15 protein-coding genes and 3 pseudogenes are annotated in these 18,219 nt (G+C 48.4%); 8 read left to right on the top strand and 10 right to left on the bottom strand.

Annotated elements, in window-relative coordinates; all coding sequences use genetic code 11:
- Nucleotides 1–19 precede the first annotated feature (19 nt).
- Nucleotides 20–397 (top strand): CZB domain-containing protein, encoded by a 378-nt coding sequence (locus ATN88_RS29075; protein ID WP_456297732.1) that lies wholly within the window; start codon nt 20–22, stop codon nt 395–397.
- A gap of 137 nt (nt 398–534) precedes the next feature.
- Nucleotides 535–798 carry a glutaredoxin family protein gene (locus ATN88_RS08065; RefSeq protein WP_067413909.1) on the top strand — a complete coding sequence of 88 codons (264 nt, stop codon included), beginning with the start codon at nt 535–537 and terminating at the stop codon, nt 796–798.
- Between the two features lie 47 nt (nt 799–845).
- Here the strand turns inward: ATN88_RS08065 and ATN88_RS08060 are convergent, their stop codons facing one another.
- Complete coding sequence (locus ATN88_RS08060; RefSeq protein WP_067413906.1) at nt 846–1,535, bottom strand: hypothetical protein; 690 nt, start codon at nt 1,533–1,535, stop codon at nt 846–848.
- 214 nt (nt 1,536–1,749) lie between these two features.
- On the opposite strand from ATN88_RS08060, the gene ATN88_RS08055 reads away from it, so the two are divergent.
- Nucleotides 1,750–2,457: a DUF445 family protein gene (locus ATN88_RS08055; RefSeq protein ID WP_067413902.1), complete on the top strand. Its 708-nt coding sequence runs from the start codon at nt 1,750–1,752 to the stop codon at nt 2,455–2,457.
- A 211-nt stretch (nt 2,458–2,668) separates the two neighbouring features.
- Entirely contained in the window at nt 2,669–3,184 is a 516-nt protein-coding gene (locus ATN88_RS08050) for a hypothetical protein (RefSeq protein ID WP_067413899.1), read from the top strand.
- A 66-nt stretch (nt 3,185–3,250) separates the two neighbouring features.
- Here the strand turns inward: ATN88_RS08050 and ATN88_RS08045 are convergent.
- The 7 genes and pseudogenes from ATN88_RS08045 to ATN88_RS08015 form a co-directional block, all read right to left on the bottom strand.
- Nucleotides 3,251–5,003: pseudogene (locus tag ATN88_RS08045) on the bottom strand (lysophospholipid acyltransferase family protein).
- Between the two features lie 27 nt (nt 5,004–5,030).
- Entirely contained in the window at nt 5,031–5,465 is a 435-nt protein-coding gene (locus ATN88_RS08040) for a YHS domain-containing (seleno)protein (protein ID WP_067413895.1), read from the bottom strand.
- An 81-nt stretch (nt 5,466–5,546) separates the two neighbouring features.
- Nucleotides 5,547–5,974, bottom strand: a pseudogene (locus ATN88_RS08035) (YHS domain-containing (seleno)protein).
- A gap of 104 nt (nt 5,975–6,078) precedes the next feature.
- Nucleotides 6,079–6,837 (bottom strand): NRDE family protein, encoded by a 759-nt coding sequence (locus ATN88_RS08030; RefSeq protein ID WP_067413891.1) that lies wholly within the window; start codon nt 6,835–6,837, stop codon nt 6,079–6,081.
- The gene (locus ATN88_RS08025; protein ID WP_067413888.1) at nt 6,838–7,389 is read right to left on the bottom strand and encodes a DinB family protein; all 552 of its coding nucleotides are present in this window, start codon (nt 7,387–7,389) and stop codon (nt 6,838–6,840) included. It lies immediately after the preceding gene.
- A gap of 73 nt (nt 7,390–7,462) precedes the next feature.
- Nucleotides 7,463–8,568 (bottom strand): annotated as a pseudogene (locus ATN88_RS08020) (D-alanine--D-alanine ligase).
- A gap of 17 nt (nt 8,569–8,585) precedes the next feature.
- On the bottom strand, nt 8,586–9,164 hold the full coding sequence (locus ATN88_RS08015) for a DedA family protein (RefSeq protein ID WP_067414119.1): 579 nt from the start codon (nt 9,162–9,164) through the stop codon (nt 8,586–8,588).
- A 207-nt stretch (nt 9,165–9,371) separates the two neighbouring features.
- Between ATN88_RS08015 and ATN88_RS08010 the strand changes: the two genes are divergently transcribed.
- The 4 genes from ATN88_RS08010 (at nt 9,372) to mltC (ending at nt 16,174) form a co-directional block, all read left to right on the top strand.
- Nucleotides 9,372–9,737, top strand: coding sequence for a nucleotide pyrophosphohydrolase (locus ATN88_RS08010; protein ID WP_067413883.1), 366 nt, complete (start codon nt 9,372–9,374; stop codon nt 9,735–9,737).
- 190 nt (nt 9,738–9,927) lie between these two features.
- Nucleotides 9,928–13,656: an EAL domain-containing protein gene (locus ATN88_RS08005; RefSeq protein ID WP_067413880.1), complete on the top strand. Its 3,729-nt coding sequence runs from the start codon at nt 9,928–9,930 to the stop codon at nt 13,654–13,656.
- Between the two features lie 84 nt (nt 13,657–13,740).
- The gene (gene lhgO / locus ATN88_RS08000) at nt 13,741–14,928 is read left to right on the top strand and encodes an L-2-hydroxyglutarate oxidase (RefSeq protein WP_067413877.1); all 1,188 of its coding nucleotides are present in this window, start codon (nt 13,741–13,743) and stop codon (nt 14,926–14,928) included.
- Between the two features lie 136 nt (nt 14,929–15,064).
- Nucleotides 15,065–16,174 (top strand): membrane-bound lytic murein transglycosylase MltC, encoded by a 1,110-nt coding sequence (mltC, locus tag ATN88_RS07995; protein WP_067413873.1) that lies wholly within the window; start codon nt 15,065–15,067, stop codon nt 16,172–16,174.
- A gap of 40 nt (nt 16,175–16,214) precedes the next feature.
- On the opposite strand, the gene ATN88_RS07990 is transcribed toward mltC, so the two are convergent.
- Complete coding sequence (locus tag ATN88_RS07990; protein WP_067413870.1) at nt 16,215–16,928, bottom strand: SDR family NAD(P)-dependent oxidoreductase; 714 nt, start codon at nt 16,926–16,928, stop codon at nt 16,215–16,217.
- A 94-nt stretch (nt 16,929–17,022) separates the two neighbouring features.
- Complete coding sequence (locus tag ATN88_RS07985) at nt 17,023–18,165, bottom strand: sensor histidine kinase (RefSeq protein ID WP_157490685.1); 1,143 nt, start codon at nt 18,163–18,165, stop codon at nt 17,023–17,025.
- Nucleotides 18,166–18,219: the final 54 nt, after the last annotated feature.

The following is an 18,219-nucleotide window of genomic DNA, read 5'->3' as shown; positions in this document are numbered from 1 at the left end:
TATTGAGAAATCAAAGAACATGCAGCGCGTGATTCAAAATGCGGCGGTTTCTTCCTTCCTCAACACGGTCAAACTAGATCACGCTGTGTGGAAAAGTGCCATCTACAAACACATCAGCCTTGGTGACTACGGGCAGCAGGTTAACCGCCATACCGAATGTCGCTTGGGTAAGTGGTACTTTGAAGGCGACGGCGCAACGCACTTTAAGAAAAACCCTTCATTCTCTGCCATTGATGTTCCGCATAAGCAGGTACACGAGTCTGGCCGCATGGCACTGGAAGCAGGCCTGCGTGGTGATCTCCGCTCGTTAGTCGACCATTTAAACGCGATGGAAGAAGGTAGCCTCAGAGTGACGGATGCACTGGAAAATCTCATTGCAGAAAGTGCCGTTCGCTAGGCACCAATCGAACATCATCAAATCAAAAACTGCCCCTGCCGACGCAGGGGCTTTTTTCACTCTGTTCACGCTGCAATTATTTTGCTATCAATACGTTCAACTAACCGCATACGAATAAAAAATAAGGAAGTATTGTTATGCCTGATTTAAATGCTCACAGCCTTTACCACCGCGAATTCTGCCCATATTGCATGAAAGTGCGTGCAGCACTTAAATCGATGAACCTTGATGTCAAACTGGTCGATGTCAGTGCAGACCCTGCGGCTTATCAAGCACTGGTTTCTGAAGGTGGCCGCGGTATGGTGCCTTGTCTCCACATCGAACATGAAGACGGCACAGTTGAATGGATGTACGAGTCTGATGACATCATCGAGTACTTCCAAGAGAACTTTGCCAACTAACAAAAAGAGCCCCAATCGGGGCTCTTTTTCTATCTCTAGTTTCAACATTAAATCGGGAAGAAGGTCATCGACGCCACACCGTGGACAACTTGGTTGATTGCTCGGTTGGTGCTGTCTGAGACCATCTTTGCCATCATGTCTTGGATAACGATCATCTTGCTGATCACGCGCTCATAACTATAGTTTGGCGTACCGTCTTCGGCGATACCATTGCTCAAAATTAACAGCTCGCCGTTCAAGTCTTTGCGGGTGTTCATCAGCCAAGCGACAATTTCTAAGTTTCTCGCGCTGTTGTAGAGCTTTTGCTGGTCAATGTCGTCAAGGATAAAGAATTCAAGCTGATTGTTGTAGCTGTCGCTCAACATTCCTGAAATGCCCACCATCATGGCAAACACGCGATCCCCTTGAAACTCTTCGTTGAATGCAAGGTACAGTGCATTAACGCCATCAATGCCGCCTAGCTCTGGATAGCCTTCTGCAGGGCGCTCAACTTTCATCAAAGACTCAAGGCGCGCTTCAACTGTCATGCCCTCGACTTTTGCCAGTTCTTTGGGGTTTCGCTTGTAGAGTTTAACCGTCAGTTCTTCAAGAAGATCGCGCATCTCAATGATATGGATGTCTGTGATCAAATCCATGTCTGACTTTGCCAGGTTTTTGATTTCAAAAGGTCGTTTGCCATTACTGCAACCGGCTAGGGTCAACAGTATCAAGCCAAACAACAACGCACGAGAAGGCATCCGTTTCCTGTCTTATTGAGCAATGATTAAACAAAGATGCAGAGAGTGTAGGGGCAGGCAGAACTCTGCGTAAGCCTCAATAGCAAGGAGTGCGTACCGCATCCAATAACCGTGACATGTGCTGATATCAGATCTTTACTCAACCCGTTGTTTGGGTGTAAGCCATCCATTAGAATCCCTACCATTTTCTGAACCATTTCAAAGAGCAACATCCATGAATAAGAGCTTTTTAACCAACCTCATAGCGGCAATCATTACCGCTGTGGGCTATTACCTTGACCAACCGATTGCACTTTATGGCGGTCTATTCGCCCTGTCAGGCTCTCTTACAAACCTTTTGGCCGTTCACATGCTGTTTGAAAAGGTGCCGGGACTTTATGGCTCTGGTGTTATTCAAGCGCGCTTCGAAGCGTTCAAATTGGGCATTAAGTCTCTGATGATGGACCAGTTCTTTACCAAAGAGAACATCGACCGCTTTCTGAGCAAAGAAATCGCTGGTGATGCGAATCTAAACCTAGAACCTGTGATCGAGAAAATCGACTTTAACCCAACGTTTGACGGCTTGGTCGATGTCATTAACAACAGTCCATTTGGCGGCATGCTGATGATGATGGGCGGCCCAGAAGCACTGACACCACTACGTCAGCCATTTGTTGAGAAAATGCAGTCTTCTGTGATTGAAATTACGCAACAAGAAGAATTCCGCGACGCGCTGAAAACGCAAATTGAGCAGCCAGAAATGATGGGTGACATCACCGCCAACATTGAATCTGTGATTGAGCAACGCCTTAACGAATTGACGCCAGAAATGGTGAAAGACATCGTACAAAAAATGATTCGCGAGCATCTGGGCTGGCTGGTTGTATGGGGTGGTGTATTCGGCGGTTTGATCGGTGTCGTTTCTGCTTTGCTGACCCTGTAAGCAAGCTCAAAATTCTGTTTTTAAACGGCACCTTGGGTGCCGTTTTTGTTTTCTCATCACTCAAACCTTTGGCGCGAGTTCACAAATATCTGATCTCATTGCGAATAATTGACGCAGTTACCAGCTATGACAGAGATTCACACCTACAATGAAACGCAGTAAAACCGTCTCACATTAGAAACAATGCGCTCGATTTCACAAGGAGTGAACCATGGCAAAAATCCGCACGCTAGCAACGCTTTCAGCACTGAGTGCCGCCCTTTTCGCATCATCAGCTTCTGCAATGATTTTGCCGCTGTCAGTCGGTGCGGATGCGGGTGTGGTCGATGTGAAATACAAAGGTCGTAGCGCAACTGGTTATTTCTGGAAACTTAACGGTAATCTGGCTCTGAACGATTTCACCAGTATCTACACAGGTTACGGTGAAACCACCGCTGAGATCCCTGACGCGAACGGCGTCGACCGCGATTTCACCTCCACCTCGATTCCTTTGGCTCTTCAAATCAATCTTCCTGTGGTGCTGGGTAATGTCTACGTACGCGGTGGTGGCAACTATTACGACAACACCTACAACAACGTATCTGAAGACGGTTGGGGTATTTTGGGTGCGGTTGGTATTAGCCTGTCTCCAGGTATTGGTCCTGGTCTTGCGCTTGAACTGGGTTATCAAGACCGTGGTGACGCGGAAACCAGTACCATTTCTGTTGGTGCAAAAGTCAGCTTCTAAAATATATAAAGAGATACGATCAAAAAACGCCTCTTGTGAGGCGTTTTTCTTTGACTGTCACATAGCTCACTCGTCACTTTCTTCGTGACTCGCCAAGTATTCCATTGCTTGCTCTTTACCCATATAACGTCCGAGTGTTTTCGCAGGAACTTTACGCAAATCCACCACAATCAGACCGTCTAGAGCATTGTTGAATGCTGGGTCAACGTTAAAGCACACCAACTTGCCATTGAGCCCTAAGTATTGACGCAGCAACACGGGCACACCCAAGCCGTTACTCATTCGACCCACGACTTCGACAGCAACTGCATATCACCCAGTGCTGACAACATCGATGTATGCCATGGGACAGGAGATGACGTTTCTAGCGGTGTAGTTGCTTAACAAGTTGCGCCATGTTGTCATCGTAATGATGAATACTCAGGCATTCCGCCAAAAGCCTTCTTGCTTTCAATGGGTAGTCATTGCTGATGCTAACAGGCCCAAACAAGGTGGTAATGTGTGGATTTCGATAAACGTATTCAGCGATCCCTTTCCAAAGCAACAACAACGCCGTCAGGCTTCGTTGATACTTTTCATCTATGACTGAACGCCCCATTTCCATCGCGCTGCCCATGGTATCGACAAAACGCTCGTCGTATTGGAAAAGGCTACGCGAGTAGAGACCATTCAAACCAAGATTTTGTACGATCTCCTTCACACGCCCCAAGCGATATGCCCCAACCATTTGGCGCGCATCGCGATCCCAGATAAACAGGTGCATGTAGTAGGTATCGTAACCATCGAGATCACAATCGAACCCTGTGCCTTCGCCAACAGCCCGAAAGTTCACTTCACGCATCCTGCCAATTTCTTGCAGCACAATAGGGATATGCTTGCTCTTGCAGCAATACACATCAAACTCGTTAGAAGAAAGAAGCTTGGCACTCTCAGGTAACGCCGCCAGTTCTTGTTCAATGCTTTCGACTGAAGCGGGCTTCATAATATCCAGCCCGGAAACTGACGTGCCTGCGCCGTTTGCCACTTCTTCGTTGTTCAGTAAATACGTGTTTAAACGCAGGTAATTCACTAACGCATCGTCAGACTCAAACGCTCTGCCTTCTTTCCACGCAATCGGATCGCCGATCGATAAGGGGATCGGTTTTCCACGCTTGTTAAGAAGCTCTCTTCCAAGCAAAACGGTACGCAAAAGAGGGTGAATCGTGCCCGCGCGATAAAATTTTCGGCTGTTTCGACCGCCAATAAAGATCGGCAACGCCGTGGCTTTGTGTTTGCGCACAATGCCTGCCACAGAACGACTCCAAGCTTTGTCGTTCAGCAAGCCGTCTTTATCGAAAGTAGAAACTTCACCGGCCGGAAATACCAATAACAATCCGCCTTCGCTGACGTGTTGATGCGCTTCACGCAGTGCCTTCATGTTCGCTCTGTGCGCGTTTTTTCCTTCAAACACATCGACGCCGATGAACAAATCCGACAGCTCTGGGATACGCTTCAGGTAGTAATTTGCCAGCACTTTTACGTCGCTACGCACAGAGCGCAGGAGCTTAGCGAGGATGACCCCTTCCACACCGCCCAGCGGATGATTGGCAACGACAACGGTCGCACCGCTGACAGGCACTTTCTGGACGTCTTCGTTGGATACGGTGTAATCCACACCCAACACATCCAACGTGTACGAAAGAAAGTCGTCGGTATCTATGCCTTCAGGACGACGGCGATAGTAGCCGTCGAGTTTGCGAAGCCCTGTGAGAGATTCCAAGGTTTTCTCTACAAGGCCAAAAGGGGTTTTTCTTGGTAGCTGAAAAGGGCTAATCGTCATTGATTCTCCTTTTACTCGGCGATCGCGTTAATTCGCGCGCTTCGCCCAGTTGATATCGCCTTGCTCAATAAAGCCGGGGATGTCTTTGTTCCATTTATTCCAGACTGACTTGTCGTAGTTGAGGTACAGCTTGCCATCGACAATTTTCCAATAGGTTGGATCGCCCGGTGCTAAGCCGTCATTCGCTGCAATCGCCCACGCACAGTGACCGCCATATTGAGGCGCATACTTGGTCGGGTCTGCTTTGAATTTGTCTAAGTTTTCTTGGCTCGAAAACAACCAATCGGCATCCATATATTCAGTTTGGTACTTGGAGCTGCCTTTCACTGGTTTTCCTTCAAAAAACGAGACTGTGTCATACCCACTGACCGCATCGCTGTTGAACAAACCGGTATAGATTTCCTGCGAAGCGAAACTGAATGAAGAGAAAAACAACGAGAGGATGAGCAGTAGATGGCGCATGGTATGACTCCTTATTGTTAGAGCCGCCTGATGTCGTATCAGGCGGTCATTCGTTGTCAGTCATTCACGCAGGAAAAAGACTTAGCGCTTCGCCCAGTTGGTATCACCTAAGCCAATAAAACCAGGGATATCTTTTTCCCACTTGTTCTGAATGGACTGGTCGTAGTTCAGGTATAGCTTGCCATCGACGATTTTCCAGTATTTCGGGTCACCCGGTGCCAGATCGTCTTTCTCAGCAATCGCCCAAGCACAGTAACCGCCATATTGAGGCGCATACTTTTCAGGCTCGGCTAAAAACTTATCGAGATTCGCCTGACTGGCAAACAACCAGTCGGCACCTTGATACTCGGTTTTAAATGCGACTTACCTTTAACTGGCCCACCTTCAAAAAAGGACACAGTGTCATAACCACTCACCGCTTTACTGCTGAAAAAGCCGGTGTAAACATCCTCAGCTGCAAAAACAGATGATGTGAATAGCATCGCGATGAGAATAAGAATTCGAGACATAGCCGCGCTCCTTTGTATTTTCCGCCAATATCGAACACTTCTAAAAGACCGTAAGGGCGATGAAAACTTTCAGCTTTTTTCGCCCATTCGTTCAAAACCCGTGTTCAATCCGACATATCGCTGGCAACCCACTTTAATGACGAAGACTTACGCGTAATTTCTGTCGTCACCGATTTTTTGTTTTCACATGGCGAGCCATCGACATAACGCATTTGCGAGTTACACGGCGTGATGGACAGGTGGGTAAAACTCACGGTATTGGCGTCTTCACGATGCATACACACCGACTTATAGCCCGCTTCAGGAACATGACTTCGGTGAAACGCCCACGCATTTTCAATGGTTGGTGTTGGCTCCATGTAATCTTTGTAGGCTTGTCGTCTGGCGAGCATCACCTCTTGAAACGCCACTGAGGAAGAAATCATGGGTTCAACGCTTGGGCGCTGAGTCAAGACATGACCGTCCCACTGAAAAGCAATCACGTGTCCGTGATTACTGGTGAGATCAGGCGCGAAAAGTAGCAAGGTGAAAGGCGCATAGGACCCCATATGTAGGCTATTTAGCGTGGCAACGACCTCAGGAACTGATGCCATGGGTGCCAACATTTTTACCAACAGCCCACGGCTGATAAGCGGAAGCTCAGGGACATCACCTTGATAGTAATTCAGCAAGCACAACGACAAACCATATTGGTTGGTAGCTATCCACGTCCCACCACCATCGGGGTCAAGCGGCATTAGGCATTCTGTGCCTTCCAATGAAAATGAACTGGGTGGAATGGCAATCGCTCTGCCCTTTTGCTCATCGCGATTAAAAAATACGTCATAGCCGCGAGTGTTGAGTATCCAACTAACGGTGCACATTTAGTTGCCTCTTCGGTAATACGACGCGGTTGCGGGTGCCAACCCAAAAGCGCGATCTGAGGGAATATCTTGCGCACACAGACTGACGCGCAACAATGCAAAATGATGAACCGCATGGCTTGCTACGAAGGAAAGCTCTCTTGCCAAGGTCGAGGCGGACTCTGGTGACATTTGTTGATGAAGGCTCACTTCACTGCTCACCGTGAGTGGGCTTGAAAGTGCAGACTCAGGCACACCTACCAACCACTGTTCGATGGCATTCCACTCTTCCAACGCAATGTCTTTTTGTTTCTCAACCGGGTGATGACGGCGCCTCTTGTCGTAATCAATGAAGGAGGAAGACGGCCACACTTCCACAGCATGAAACACATCTAGAATATGCCTCATATGCTGTCCGATAGAGCTTTGAAGATACGGTGCGGCGACGTAGTTATATTGCTCGTCCGTCAATTGAACCAAGAGCTCTTTGGCTTGATTGGCGATGTCTAAACACCCTTCCACTTCAAACGGCAGAGGTGGATTCTGCTCGCCTGCAGCATCATTCGCTAACATGTGATCCCCTTAAAATAGCGCGTCTTCATCATTATTGTTTTCATAGAAAATCAGCTCATAGTTGGCGGTCGCATTAGTCGGTGGATGGATAATGCTGTACCAACGCCTTCTCTTTTCGCCATGCTTTGTATAAATCTAGCAGCGACGGTACAGAACACCCTGCGCTTCGCTGTTTATCACCAATCTCGAACAACATCCGGTACTGATCCAACAAGGTGGTAAACGCATCTTTGAGTGACGCATTGCGATCCCAAATGTGCGCGGCTTCGCTGCTGGCACCGTTCACTTCCAGCATGACAAAATCTTTGCCCAGCATCAGGCTCTTGATGTCGCGGAACTTGAGATCAATGCGCCCATAATGAAAACCGGGGAAATCATTAAAAATTTCATCCAATTTTTCGGTCAATGCATCCGTAATGTAATCTGCACCGTTTCTAAAAATTGCACCTCGACTGTGGCTGCCAGCAAATGCCAAACGAAACTCTTCGCCTTTGTCGAGCACAACATCCAGTTTGTCTTCATGTCTCGTGCGGTAGAGATGGCTTAACTTTCCTGCACGAGGGTCATCATCGATAAGCTCGGCCAGAGTTTTCTTGCCATCTCCTACCACCAAGGGGTTGTACTTGAGCGTTAGCGAGAAGATTTTCCCTTTCGCTTCGCCCGGATAACGCACGTAAAACACGCCAGCTTCCGCGTTGTAAGGTGCTTTTTCTTGTAAAATCAGCTTGGCACCAACGGGGAAAAGGCGCAGGTATTCTTCCAATTCATGCTTATTTTCAACCAAGCGCACGCCGGCACCGCGACATCCTAAATCGGGCTTCGCAACAATCGGAAAGCGCAAACCCGCTTTATGAAGCTTAGCAAGAGCTTGATGTGCCTGAGTTTCATGAGGGAAAAGTGACTTTTCCCATGCCACGTAAGGCAGTATCCACTGCTTAGCCTGATCGCCTGCGAGAGAGAGAATGGCGTCTTTGGATTCGCCAACCATGCCACTCAAAGAAATGGTGGGATTTGCAATCAGCGGCAGACCAAGGCTTCGATATTTCAATCCATACCAGACCCATTGCACCGCCACGGTGCATAAAACACCCACCCCGGCCAAAACTCGAACATGGAAACAGGCTTACCCGACATGTCTAAAGGTGGCATCCCGTGATTGACTGGCATAGTCGTTAGCATTTGGTCATCCACCAGCTTTAATCTTGGCAAACCGCTTTCTCCTTTAATTTGTTGCCTGCAATGCGATTAATGGCAATGAGCAGCAAAACAACAAAGGGGATCAATCCCCAGCTTAAATGTTTGTGTACCCAAGGGATTTCACCGAGCTGATACACCAAGGTAAACACAACGCCGGTCCATAACGCCGTTGCACATAAGACGGACAAAAGGAAAGTTTGCAAAGGGATACGGAAAAAACCGCTAAGACAGAAGCCGACAAAACGTAAACCCGGAATAAACCGGATGAGGAAGAGATTGCCAAACGCATGTGATCGTAGTTTCCGTCGAATAAAGCGCACGCTGCGTTTTGTCAGCAACAAGCCTCTGAGTGCGCGCCATCGTCTCGCCCACATACCCAGTGCATACAGCCCAACATCGCCACTGGCGATACCAACGAAAATCGCCAGCAACGCAAGAGGCACAGACATCACACCGTGCGCAGCCGCCACGCTTGCAGACACAATCGCCAGATCTTCCAACAGGTAAGACAGCAAAATCACCGCAAAAAAGAGGGTCACCGGAGAGTAGGTAAGAAGGGTGGCTGTTACGTCATTCAATGTGTCTTTATCCAAATGCAAATCCTTGTAAAAAGAATAGACAGGATTCAGACCATTTCGCTTTCACTGTAAAAGGAAAGTCTTATATTTCACAAAAATAGGACGTGTATCGCCAAGCTTTCCGAATCTTCGTCAACCCATCTTCATACTTGCAAACACCTTATGACATGCCACACTGTTTTCTTTTCGCTGTAGCCGGATGCATTCATGAAAAACACAGACCAAACCAACGCCTTCTCTCGCCTTCAACAAGAGATGACCGACTTTGCCAAAGAGCGTGACTGGGACCAATTCCATAACCCTAAAAATCTTGTCATGGCCTTAACCGGTGAAGTCGGTGAACTTAATGAGTTATTCCAATGGTTAACGCCAGAACAAGCCGAGAACTTTCCGGCAGATAAACAAGAAGCACTGGCGCACGAATTGGCTGACATTCAGTTGTACTTACTGCGCTTGGCAGAGAAATGTCACATCGATTTAGAAGCGGCTTGCGACCGAAAAATCGCTTTGAACAAAGCGAAATACCCAGTTGAAAAGTGTTTTGGCAAGTCTCTGAAATACAACGAGCTATGACCTCACAATAGATGAGCTGAATGTGCTCAGCGAACAATTAGCAGATAGGTTCACTCAACAATAAGACATAGTCTAAGCTTTTAGATAATGAGGGCTTTTTGCTCCTCGCACCTGAGCAAACCAAAAGAGTAGCTCAGGATATGAAGTTTCTGTTTATCCCCAATAACACGGTACAAATAGAACATCAGATATGTCTGAGAACTCAATGCGCATTGTCGATCGCTTTCCCGAAGATGCTTTGCTGTCGCGAAGCATCTTTGTCTTCTTGGGCTGCTTGATCTTCGCACTCTTTGGCATTTATCTCCTTCGCCAACCCGACAGTGCCGCCTTTATCTGGTACACCAATGGCTTTGCCATCGCTGCGATCACGCTCTCTCCAAAAAAACAGTGGCCGCTGCTTTTACTCTCAGCCTTTGTTGCTATCACACTCGCCAACTTGGTGTTCGGAGACACGTTGATACTGGCGATGTTACTTGCCACGGCCAACTCTTTTACCGTCGCAACAGGCACTTACTGTCTAGACAAAGCAGGTGCTGTCACCAATCCGTTTTCTCGCTCTCGCTCATTTGCCACCTTCTTTATCACTGTCGTTGTGCTCGCGCCCTTGAGTGGCACTTTGATAGGCGGAGCATCTTTACATTATGTCTTGAACGGCAACTTCATCGACATCGCAATTGGGTGGTATCTCGGTGATGTCATTGGTATTTTGTCCATCACGCCCATGGTGTATTTGGTTGCTAGACGGTCAAACGAGTATCCGAAAAGCTTCACCAAACCCAATGCGATGCTGGTCTCTGCGCTCATCGTCGTAGGCTCTGGCGTTTTCTTAAAGTTTGTTCCCTTCCCCTTCATCGAAATTGCCATTGCGATAACTTTGGCGGGTGCTTTGCTCGATCGCATGTCTGCGTTTATCACCACCTTTATCATTTCTGTAACCCTGAATATCTTGTTGGTGGAGCACATACTCGCTCTCTCACTGTCTCCTAGCACAATGATCGTGACACAACTGCTGATTCCCATCGCCGCCGCCATGATTTTGGGTACGTGGCTCATCGTTAGCTCATCGGCATTGCGGCAAACGCGAAAAGAAAGTGAAGAGAAGGCTGCGCTGTTTTCAAACGCGATGAATGCATCGGTCATCGGTATGGTGATGGCAGAACCCGAAGGACGGTTGGTCAACGCCAACAAAAGCTTTATTGACTTAACAGGGTTCGAGCAAGAAGAGCTCTCGACGCGCACGTTCAAACAAATGTTGTTCCCGAGCGACAGAGACTCCATTGATGCCAGTGTTTATCAACTCAAGACGGGAGCAGTAGATAGCTACCAAAAAGAGCTGCGTTTTCTAAAGAAAAGCAAAGAGGTGTTTTGGGCAAAAGTGTCAGCGACCGTCGTGCGCGATACATGGACGAAAGAGCCACTCCACTTCATCTACCAAATCCAGAACATTGATGCAGAAAAGCGCATCGAAACTGAGCGTCAAATTTGGTCCACCAAGTTTTCCTTCGCGTTGGGTATAAACCGCCTCACTGTTTACGAGCTTGAATGTCATACCAAATACATTTCCTTCTCCGACAACGTTCAGGACGTACTCAATATCTCACCTCATGCCGTTCATCGGCTTTATGAGTGGATGGCGCGCATTCATCCTAAAGATCTCGCTGAATACCAGCGAAGCATCAGCAAGATTGGAGAGACGCCCGTCACGATTGAATACCGTCTGATGGACGACAATCAGGTGTATCACTGGGTCAGAGACAGTTGCCAACCGCTGACGAAAGATGAAAGCGGCTTCAATAAAACCGTTATCGGCACCATTACCGACATTTCCGAGCAAAAATCAGCGATTGAAGAAATCACCTTCGCCTCAGAACGGACATTACTGGCTGCCGAGGTAGGAAAGTTTGGCATCTGGGAGTTTAACACCGAGACCCAAGAGCTTATCTGGGATGCTCGGATGTATGCGGATTATCATCTCGAAAACGGGCAAGCGATGGACGTGTTCCATTGGAAGTCTCGCCTACTGGCGGATGACACTTACAAACTCGATAACCTGCTGTCACCCGAGCAACCTCTGGGTCAGTTGGTCGAAGCTTCTTTTCGGGTCACCTTTGAAGACCTGCCGAATAAACGCTTCTTCATTGCAGCGTATCGCATTGATAATCGCCGAATTATTGGTGTGCATTCGGCGAGATCTTACAACGCCGTCCACCCAACCCCACAAGAAGACAACTATGCTTCCTCTCCGAGTCCTGTGACTGAGGGTTATTTAACACTCGACAGCTCGCTCTGTGTTACGCACATCAATCCCACCTGTTCCGTCATGCTTGGCATCAACGAAGCGATGGTCGGTCAGCCATTAGACGACTATGTGCAGTTTGAGCATCACGGCACGCTCAAACCGTTCAGCGACTTCCTCCCAGTGAGTGTGACTGATGCAAATCCGATACAGCAGGATGTGGCCGTCAACACGCCAGAAGGGGAAAAGCTGCTCGTTCACCTCACCATCACACCTTTGTCTAACGCTGCACACTACGACGTAGGCTGGGTGGTATCTGTCAGGGATGTATCTAGCTCTGAGGCACTTCGCAACAAACTGACATACGGTGCAACCCATGACATGCACACTGGCTTGATGAACCGACAGGGGCTTGATATCGCTCTGCGCGGACATATTCAGGAGCTGAGCTTAAAACATGGCGAGCATGCGCTGGCCGTATTCAGGCTTAAACCGGCGAATCCGCTTTGCGATACCTTGCCTATGATGGTGTTGGATCAGGTCTCCAAATCCGCATCCTTGTTAATCCAGTCTTCCATTCGGAAAAACGATCTCCTTGCCCGCATTGACGATCTCAGTTTCGCCCTCCTTCTGCGAGGATGTGATGTCGCTGGCGCAGAGAAAGTGACCAAAGACATCGCCGAAAAATTGAACCACTTATGCTACCGAGAAGCATCAACGAGCATTCAGTTGATGGCACTGGTCGGCATCACCGCTGCAAATGAGGCTAAAACACATCCGTATATGCTGCTTGAGCAAGCAGAGATCGCGCTGCTTTCGGCACAGAAAAATGCGGACACGCCAATAGTGATATACCAAGAGCCAGCCAACAGTGAGCCTATCAGTACTGGCGAAAACGTCTTGCAGCATATTGATGACGCAATTAAACAGTCGGCCTATAGCCTGTTGTGCGCGCCTATGGTGCCCAATGAAGAAGGCCTTCCTTACTGGTATCAGATTCAAGCTCATTTAGTGACGGAAGACGGCCAACTTATCGAGCCTGGAAAATATCTCAACGGGTTAGAGACAGGCAGTAAATTGAACGATATTGAATGTTGGGCATTTAAAGAGACCTTGTTGATACAAGGCGAGAAACTGAATGAAGCCGGACTCAATATCGCGTTGAAATTGTCGCTGTCAGCATTTTACAACGACCAACTTGTTGATGAGCTTATCGACATCATTGACCAGTCAGTGATCCCAACCCGCCGACTTTGCATCGAGATAGAGGAAGGGACACTAATCACAGAGCCTGAAACGGCGACGAAGACGGTTGCAAAATTTAGGGACGCAGGGTGTCTGATTGCTGTCGACAAGTTTGGGTCAGAATTGGCGTCCGTTAACTTGCTGAAAAATTTCAACGTGTCACTCGTTAAACTCGATGGCGGTATCACAGGCCATATTGCCAACAACCAACTCAATCGCCAGATTGCCGAGTCTATCCAACAAATCAGTGAACTGCTGAATATTCCGACGGTGGCGCAAGATGTTCGACAAAACCAAGAACTCGACGCGGTTAGAAGTCTGGGATTAAGCTACACCCAAGGCCCAATCTTTGGTCCGCCCGTTTCCTTGGTGAAAGTCATTTCTTCATCCCAAGCTGGCTTACAGTTCTTACCTGATACCCATAAATCAGTGAGTTGATGCAGCAAAATACTGTGCTCTGACTTTTCTTTGTTTCCTAATTCACGTTCAATCAACTGCGGGCAAGCGAACGAGGGAAACGTCATGGTGAACTGCGACTATTTGATCATCGGTGCTGGAATCGTCGGATTGAGCGTTGCGAATGAAATTCAGCAACGCGATCCCGACAAGCGCGTCGTGGTGGTTGATAAAGAACAATCCGTCGCGTGCCATCAAACCGGTCGCAACAGTGGCGTCATCCACGCAGGTGTGTATTACACACCCAACAGCCTCAAGGCGACGTTTTGCAAAGAAGGCAACATCGCCATCAAAGCCTTCTGCCAAGAGCATGACATTCCGTTCGACGAGTGCGGCAAGTTGCTTGTCGCCACCTCAAACGCAGAGCTGTCTCGTATGGACGGATTGATTCAACGCGCAACCGAGAACGCCCTTGAATTTGAGGTACTGACCCAAGATCAACTCCAAGAAAAAGAACCAAATATTCAAGGACTCGGAGCCATCTTTGTCCCCTCAACGGGCATCGTCAGTTACTTGCAGATCTGCCAAAAACTCGAAAGCATGATCAAGGAAAAAGGCGGAAGTGTTCTTTTCGATAGCCCTGTCGAATACATTAAAGAGTCGAACGAGGGAGTCACCGTGGTGGCGGGCAGTCATACCGTTCATGCGGATAAAGTGATTTCGTGTGCTGGGGTGATGTCTGATCGCATCGTCCGGTTAATGGGCGAAGAGCCTTCCTTCAAGATCATCCCTTTTCGCGGTGACTATTTCCAGCTACCAAAGGAACACAACACCATCATCAATAGCCTTATCTACCCGATCCCTGACCCGTCATTGCCGTTTCTGGGTGTACATCTGACAAAGATGATTGATGGCTCAGTGACAGTGGGACCCAATGCGGTGTTGAGTTTGGCGCGTGAAGGGTATGGACGTTTATCGTTTTCTGCCAAAGACACAGCGGAAATGCTGCAGTACTCCGGCTTCTACAAGGTGATTGGAAAACATTTAAAATCTGCCGCTAAGGAAGTGCGAAATGGCCTTTGGAAAGGCGGCTATCTGAAAGAGGTACAAAAGTACTGTCCTTCTCTGACCGTGTCCGATCTGCAAAGTTACCCATCAGGGATCCGCGCGCAAGCCGTCTATCCTGACGGACAAATGGTCGATGATTTTCTGTTCCATCAAACCAAGCGCACCTTGGTGGTTTGCAATGCGCCATCCCCAGCTGCGACGTCCTGTTTCCCTATTGCACGCTATATCGTCGACAAAGTGCTCTGAAACGAGCACTTCCCAACGAATATCAAAGAAATTGCTTTGTTTTTCTTAAGGTATTGCATAGCATCGTCGCCTCTATCCTTTATACCCATCGCTAAGCTTTTCACGCTTTCCCAGAAAAAGAAGTACGCGACATACGATGAAAAAAGCCGCTCTCTTATTGTCTGCCATGATGCTTGCAGGCTGTTCCACCACCGAGCCGCCGGAGTGCGATTGCTCCAGCAGCCAACCACCTACCAGCGAAGCCGTCTCTGACAGCAATAAAAAGGCCATTGCCGCTTTGTTTAGCTATTTAGCCAAAGAAGCCGTTAAGCAATGGGGTGAAGACGATTACGTCGAGTCCAGCAAGCACCGTTTCGTTAAGTACCTCGACGGGTACCAAACTCGCGCGCACATCGACTTTGAAGCGGGCAAGATCTACGTTTCTACCGTGTCGCAATACCAGCCGAAGGAAAAGCTGCAAAAAGCCATTGTTCAAACCGTGTTAATGCCAGCCGACCCAAAGTACGCCGAGCAATTTACGGACAAGGACATTCAGCTTAACGGCAAGCCTTTCTTCCTTGGCCAAATTGTCGATCAAGAAGGCAAATCCATTGAATGGGAATGGCGTGCAAACCGCTTTGCCGATTACTTGATTGCCAACAAGCTTCATAGCAAGAAAATCAAAACGGGCACGGCGTATTACGTCGAAATTGACATGGTGAAAGACCACCTTGAACAGCGTGAATACCAATACGCCCACTTCGTCCGTGATGCATCAAAACGCTATGACATCCCAGAAGATCTGATTTACGCGGTGATTAAAACCGAGAGCAGTTTTAACCCGTATGCGGTTAGTCATGCGGGTGCGTATGGGTTGATGCAGGTGATTCCAAAAACAGCGGGTGCTGACGTGTTTAATCTGGTGAAGAAAAAGCCGGGCATGCCAACTAAAGAATACCTGTTCGATCCTGCCAACAATATCGACACAGGCACGGCGTATCTTCATATCCTGAAGACCCGTTACCTGAGAGATGTGAAGAACGCTTCATCAAAGCACTTCAGTATGATTTCAGCGTATAACGGCGGTACGGGCGGTGTACTTGCTACCTTCCACCCAGATCGCAAACAAGCCATGGTGGAATTAAACCGTCACTCGCCGAAACAGGTTTACGACAAACTCACGACGAAACACCCGAAAGGCGAAGCGCGTCGCTACCTTCAGAAAGTTCTCTACTTCCAAAAGGACTTCAACGAAGGAAAAATCTAACAAAAACGGCACCCTTGAGGTGCCGTTTTTCGTTCATTCATCAATCTTGGTAAATCATCTTTTTCGTCATGCCGCCATCGACAAGAATATTCGCACCATTGACGAAATCATTGTCTGGATGCGTCAGGAACTGACAAGCGTTAACGATATCTTTCGGTCTTCCAACACGCCCTGACGGGTGCTGTTTGTGGTCAATGTCTCGGAGCGCATCATAGTCTGCCGACTGGATCCAGCCTGGGCTCACTACGTTGACCGTGATAGGCGTGTTGGACAGGGACACCACCAATGAATTGGTCAGCGATACCAGCCCGCCTTTTGATGCACCGTATGCTTCCCAGCCCGCTTCATTTTGATGCCAACGCGTGGAAGAGATGTTGACGATGCGACCGTAATCTTGTCCTTCGTTTGCCGAAATAAACTCGCTGACACAAGTGAATGCACCAACCAAATTTACGTTGATCACATTGGCAAACTCTTCAGGCGTAAGCGTATCAACGGGCTTATTAAACGTGGAAATTGCACCATTATTGATAAGCACGTGCACTGCACCAAACTGGGCTTTGATGGTGGCAAACGCCGCGACGACTTCTTCTTTCTTGCCAAGATCAGTCAGAAAATAGTGGCAACGCTTATAGTCACCGCCCACGATATCCAGACAGATAACCGTAGCGTCCAACTCGGCGTATGCCTTCACCAACTCCGCACCGATGCCGCCGCTGCCACCGGTAATCACAACCACTTTATTTTTATACATTTTTTGTTCTACCTTGCCCTTGGGTTATCACGCCAAATAACCGTATATCGCTGGCAAAAGCCGTTCGTTTTAAGGTTATCTGGGTATAGTCATTTTACCTCTGTTCGACAGGTAGAGTCACTTTAACGCCAAGGCCTGGATGACAATCGTGGAGGGTGATAGAACCATGGTGAAGCCCAGCGACCGCTTTCGCCAACGACAACCCGAGCCCCAATCCACCATCGGTTCGGCTCTTATCTACCCGGTATAGACGCTCAAACACCCTAGCCTTTTCGCTCTCTGGAATACCCGGGCCGTTGTCTTCCACGCTGATCCACATTGCATCCGCATCTTCTCCGCAACCTAGCGTGATCTGGCTGCCCTCAGGACAATAACGAAGCGCGTTTTCAATCAAGTTCGCGATTTGCTGAATAAGAAGCTCCCTGTCACCTTGCAACAAAAGCGGTGCTTCAGCATTTTGGACTGATAGCGTCATACCCGCGTCTTCAGCCACATCCTCGTAAATTTCTGCCACGGTGCCAACAACCTGCGTCAGATCGATTTCGCTGAATCGGCTACGGCGCGCGCCCGACTCAATCTGAGAGATACGCAATAAGGCATCAAAAATGGTCGCCAGCCTTTGAGAGTCCTCCAAGGCGTTATCCAACTCATTGAGAAAGGCATCTGTGTGCGCCTGTGGCGATGCGTCTGCTTCATCGCGCAATGTTAGCAAATTATGACGAAGGCGCGTAATTGGCGTTTTCAGCTCATGGGCAATATTGGCAGAAATGTCGCTCATCGCCGCCACAGAGCCTTCCAGCCGTGACAGCATTTCGTCAACAGACACAGAAATTCGCGCCAGATCGTTAATGGTGTGCTTCTCACCCGTTCGCACAGACAAATCGCCCTCTGCCGCGGCATTCAACACAGATTCAATGCGAGTAATGCGCTTTTGGCTGTGGCGGCTAAGTGCCGTCACAATCACTGCCGAAAACAGCGACACCAACACACCCGCCAAAACAAACCCGGACGTCAGCACAGCCATGATTTCATCGTCTTCAATCGGGTCATCATCTATGTGCTTGTTTTGTCCTTGCACAAGCTCACGGGATTCTTTGACGATTTCTTTGTTTTGATTGCCAAGTTCGTAGTCGACATATAACAGCGTTACCGACGCCATCAATATCAAACTAAAAATGGAGACGGCGCCGAACATCAGCCCCTGCTGCATGGCAGAGCTTTTCATCCACAGTGGCATTTTCTTTATCACGTTGCTAAAAGAAAGCGCAGAAGATAGGCGCGCTTTTTTACG

The organism is Enterovibrio coralii (assembly GCF_001559595.1).
Lineage (GTDB): Bacteria > Pseudomonadota > Gammaproteobacteria > Enterobacterales > Vibrionaceae > Enterovibrio > Enterovibrio coralii.
This window is presented reverse-complemented; position numbering and strand designations above follow the sequence as displayed.